Annotated in this window: 2 protein-coding genes; one reads left to right on the forward strand and one right to left on the reverse strand. The window is 47.0% G+C overall.

Annotated elements, in window-relative coordinates:
• The coding region (locus GX089_10470; protein NLP02909.1) for a DUF2341 domain-containing protein at positions 1 to 1425 on the forward strand (1425 nt) is incomplete at its 5' end.
• A 303-nt stretch (positions 1426 to 1728) separates the two neighbouring features.
• Here the strand turns inward: GX089_10470 and GX089_10475 are convergent.
• The gene (locus tag GX089_10475) at positions 1729 to 5211 is read right to left on the reverse strand and encodes a hypothetical protein (GenBank protein ID NLP02910.1); all 3483 of its coding nucleotides are present in this window, start codon (positions 5209 to 5211) and stop codon (positions 1729 to 1731) included.
• Positions 5212 to 5274 lie beyond the last annotated feature (63 nt).

Consider the following 5274-nt stretch of genomic DNA (forward strand, 5'->3'; position numbering starts at 1 on the left):
CCTGGAAATACATCTGCAAAAAATCTTGACACAATCACCGATAATTCAGGATCTGTTCTCCTGACTAACCTGGATTCGGGCAGCTACTCAATTGAGATAAACGACAGGCAAGGTTATGCAGCACTGGTTTCATTTCAGGTAGATTCAGGTGATACGGATTCTTTAGGTTCTGTACTGAAAAGGACCAGTACAATTTCCGGAACTGTCAACTCCACCATGGAAGTCTCATCAGCGATTGCCGAGATCTATGGACTGGAAAGAGTTACAGCAATCGATCCTCTTACCGGAGAATTTACAATTGAAGACGTTCCAGAGGGGACATATTCAATCCGGTTTTCTTCAGAAGACGATCCGGAGATTAAAACAGAGGTCTATGGTGTTACTGTAACGGCGTCATCTTCACCTGAACCCTTGATAGTCGGGCTCTCCTGGCCTCTTGTCCAGAATATATTTCTTAACACTGGAAGCGATGGGGCTGCAGTTTCAGAGACAATTCTCGATTTCCCGGTACTTATAAGACTCAGCTCATCTGATTTTGATTTCAGCACAACCACAGATGCCGGTCCCCGGATTCGTTTTACAAACAGCCATGGAGATACGCTTCCCTGTCAGATTGAATTATGGGATTCTCTTTCCGGTAAAGCAGTGATATGGGTCAGGGTCGATACTGTCCGCGGTGATGGCTTGACAGTGATAAGGATGCTTTCAGGGAAAAACGATGCATCGATGAAATCGGATGGAGCTGATGTATTTACCACAGGAAATGGTTTTCAGGCAGTGTGGCATCTTGAAGGTGATGGGAGTAGAGAGGTTCTCGATGCAACAGAGAATTCTTTTCACGGAACACCTGCAGGCTCTAAACTGACCAGCAGGGATTGCATTATCGGTAAAGGACTTGAATTCAGTGATTCGGGATATATCGAGATTCCAAATTCCGCTGATGGAGCACTGAGTTATCCCCAGGATGGAGCATTCACTCTTTCTGCGTGGGTCAATACAGAGAATCTTGACACCTTTTATCAGGATATAATATCAAAAGGCAATTTCCAGTACGGGCTCCAGATAAACAGATACTACCTCTGGAATTTTTATGTGTACAAATCGATGGAGGGATGGGTCTGTACCGATGCTCCTGCCGAGTCCGGATCATGGCATTTCCTGGCAGCAGTCAGCTCCGGAAACGCCTATTATCTGTACGTAAATGGCACTCTGGCCGATTCTGTAACTGTCATCAAGGCAGATTCAATCAAAGCAGACTATTCCCACAACGTGATGCTTGGAAGGAGATCGGATATCGATGACAGGTATTTCAGGGGAAAACTCGATGAGATCCGCATCTCAAACAGAGCCAGAAGTCCTGCGTGGATAAGGCTCTGCTACGAGAACCAGCGGCCGGATCAGAAATTTGTAATAATCAGAAGATAAAGTGCAGATAACTCAGGTACAGATCTGAATCATAATTGTAAAGCCTGTACCTTTACCGTGATTATCCTGACTAAGAAATGATATTTTTAATCGGTATTTATCAACCCGCATTTCCCTGGGTATCAATATCGATTTCCCTACCAGAAATCATCAGTGAAGTTTTTCAGGGCTGGATTCCAGCTTTCACATGAACTACGGACAGGGTGAGGGTGTGTTTGTTAAGAGCACTTTCTCCCAGGTCATCATACCGCCCGAAACAAACATCCGGGGCCTTTGAAGAGCATAATGTAAGCCCCGGGAAACCTACCTGTCTACAGCAACCATCACCTTCTGTATCTGTGTCCCTGTGCCATCATGGAACTTAATTACACAGAGATAGACACCAGTTGCTACAATCCGGTTATTTTTGTTTCTTCCATTCCACCTGAACTCAAACCCGTTTCTGGTTTCCGACAAGCGGACATCAGGCAGAATCTGATTACCAACAGCATCAAACATCTTTATTGAGATGTCAGTGATCTCAGGTCGTATGGGAGACTGCAGTGATGCCCCGACTCTGATAGTAATTGCCTGGCCCAAAGTAGGATTGAAGGGATTGGGACCAGCCTGTACGACCCAGGGTACACTGCGCCTGTTCATCTCCAGTTTTACATAACGGTTGGATGGATTGTTCTGAAATGAACCCGATGTATCAGATACTGTCGATTCCGGATTGATTCTTATGCTGTCTCCGTTTTTCGGATTGACTGTCCCGGAAGGAGTACGGAAAGTAAATCTGGCAACATTCTGATTCAACGATATCTGGTTGAGTTCAGAAAGGGAGTACTCGGTTGATGGAGGCTGAAGCAGTTGAAATGGATTTTTCAGCGGAGTGATGGCCACTTTTTCAGTGAAATACACCTCAAGTGTGTCAGGTGCCACTGTGTTCTCATCAATTGCACTTCCAGTAAAGATAGCAGCCTTCTCGATCACAGGTGCAGCGCTGTCAGCAGCTTCGATACTGCGCCAGAGTTCCGGAAAAGCAACTGACTCCACCAGTACGAACATGGCTCCTGATGTCTTGATACCTGTTCCAACTTTAAAGCTGTCCGGTAAAGCCACTTTCACTACGCTGGTGCTTCCGCTGTATGTGAAGTATTCAGAGGTAATACTGTTGAGACGCTGCGATCCGCCCCAGGAAAGTGAAAACAGCATGTCATTTATATCAACTGACCTGTGGAAGCGCAGATACACTGCATCCACCACTCCATCTCCGGTTTCATCCACATACCATCCACCTGTCAAAGGAGCCGGTTTACCTCTGATAACAACAGGACGGTTGAGCAGATGAGGTTTGTTGCCGGCCAAATCGGTTACACTCCCTCCCTGCTCTCCTGGAACAAGCCTCAGAGAATCCCCTTCGGCAGGTCGAATACTGGAAGCGCTCTGCACTGCCACCAGTGTGTTCTGGCTGCCTCCACCAGATATTATTGAAAGCACAGTAAGAGTAACCCTCTCTCCTGTGGAGCTTTTTATCAGTTGAAGGTTCGGCCCGACTAGATTTGTCATGCTGATCTGCTCTGAAAAAGCGATTGAAAGGGTATCGGTATCTCCAGAGAGATTTTCGGAAAGGAAAGCATTACTTAATGCCGGTCCCACTCCATCGGTAAATGTTTTAGAGGACTGCCTGGAACTGCCCTCAGCAGTCAGGATTATGGTCACCATGCCTGTGGGCACAGGATCTGTTCCGGACTGAGATGTAAATGGAACTGTAAGATTCACGTCCTGAAGATCAGTATTAGCTGCAGGGATATTGTATACATTTCCCCTGTAGTCAATCAGTACATTGTCAAGCTTTTGATTTATATGAAAAGTATCGTTTAAGGTAATGAAGATTCTGTCCGGAACAAGATCACCATCAGTATCCTGCATCACAGCGGAAGAGATAACCGGCCAGGGTGGTGCTGCCTCCGCGATGACAGTGATCGAATCCGGTTTCAGCCCCTGCTGGCTGACTACTACAACCACGGAACCGCTTCCTGTCTTGTTCACAAATGTCGAAAATGAGACTCCCGGTACATCGGACACGGTAACAATACCTTCGTTGCGGCTCTCCCAGACAGCAAGCGATGCCTTCTCGATATAGTTGCCGTCCGCATCCCTGACAACCGCATACAACTGGATACTTCTGGTCCCGGCATCCATTGTCACAGTGCTTTCCAGATGATCACCTCTCAGATTGATTTTTGTGGTGTCAAGCACAATATCCACATGATCAGGATCATCAGGTTCTTCAATACATGGTGTCCGGACCTGCGCAGCAATTTTATCATCAGGGTAACCCAGCAGGGTGGTATAAGCAGTATTTATAATAGTGTCACTTCTGCATTCAGTGCACAAAGCCCTGAACCAGACCGTTACCGAATCGTTTGCTCCAAGGTATGTATCTCCGGAAACCACCTGCCATTTCAGCACTCCATCACTATAACTAACCGGAATTTGCGTCCCGGCATGACTTCCCGTATTTATCATCCCTCCGGCATTTATAAATGTCAGGCCGCCCGGAACAGCATCGCTGATTGACACATTAAAACCAGCATCGAGATTAGTATTAAAACCGGTAATTGTGGCACCTGCATCATTGCCGGATTTTACCCCGGCATGTCCGGCTCTCACTGCAATTCCGCTCTGGCGGACATTGGGAAGCAGGGCTGAGGTATCCCCGGCCCAGAAACTGATCGTATCTGCAGAAAGAAGTATCTTGAAATTAAACTCATTGGGAAAATCCTTGTATGTGAACGTCTGCTGATCTCCTACCCGGGTACCGTTGTTATAAAACGAGATCAACATCTCTCCCCATTCGTGTTTCATGCGGACCTCGACAAAATCGCTGCCGTTGTCACGCAATACAAGGGAAAATTCACTGTAGGTGGCAGGCTTAATTGTCCCGCCGATACTCCCATTGACCCCATAAGAATACTTGTGAACCATCCGGGCATTCTGTTTATTGTAACTGATAGTCCCGTCTGCCCCGATACTCATCTTTCCATTACCTGTCCTGTCAATCCAGTCTGCCTGATTGGAAATATCGGTTACAACACTTCCATGAGTCTGTTTATACGCGATGGTGTAAACAACAGTATCGCCCTCCATATAGGAACTTTTATCTGCCACTTTGTACATGGTGGTGGGTGGAGGAGGCGGAGGCGGAACTTCATCACAGGTGACAAGCACTGCCACACTGTCTGACACAGGAGATTCCTTGTCAGCCTGAATCCAGGCTCTGGTCATGATATTTTTGTCCTGTATGGGACAGACACCGGCAGCTTTGACTTTGTAACTTATTGTCCCCTTTTCTTTGATCTGGAGTTTAGGGACAATCCAGGTGATTACATTCCCGTCAATCTTTGGAGTGACTCCCAGAGGTGGTTCACTGGTAAATTCGACAAAAGTAAGTCCCGCTGGAATTGTATCACGGATAATTACATTGATAGCATCCCTGCCCGGAAGCGGTCCATTGCCGAAAACGCGTCGCCATGTGTATCCGTCCCACTCCTCAACCAGAACATTATCTACAGTATATTTAGCGATCTCACAGCTTTTGGGATCCCAGTTGTTTACTGGAACGTCGGGATTATCCGGATCGGTCCAGTCCCCTGTTATCGGATAGTAAACTCCTCCGTCATCATCCTGAGCCTCCGGATTCCACGACCAGTCATCTGCCCAGTTTAAATCTGTCCAGTTTCCGTAAAGATTCCACGCGAGTCGCAGGGGCATAGTACCACCCTTGTGGATTCTTTGCCTCATCCCTGCATACTCTCGCAGGTGGTGGTCTATTGTAGCTAGATTTTCCGTCCGGTTGGGATCGAG

It is taken from the genome of Fibrobacter sp. (genome assembly GCA_012523595.1).
Taxonomy (GTDB): domain Bacteria; phylum Fibrobacterota; class Chitinivibrionia; order Chitinivibrionales; family Chitinispirillaceae; genus JAAYIG01.

Coding starts and splice junctions, on each gene's coding strand:
- GX089_10475 (NLP02910.1), bottom strand. CDS start 5,211: ATGAGGCAAAGAATCCACAAGGGTGGTACTATGCCCCTGCGACTCGCG.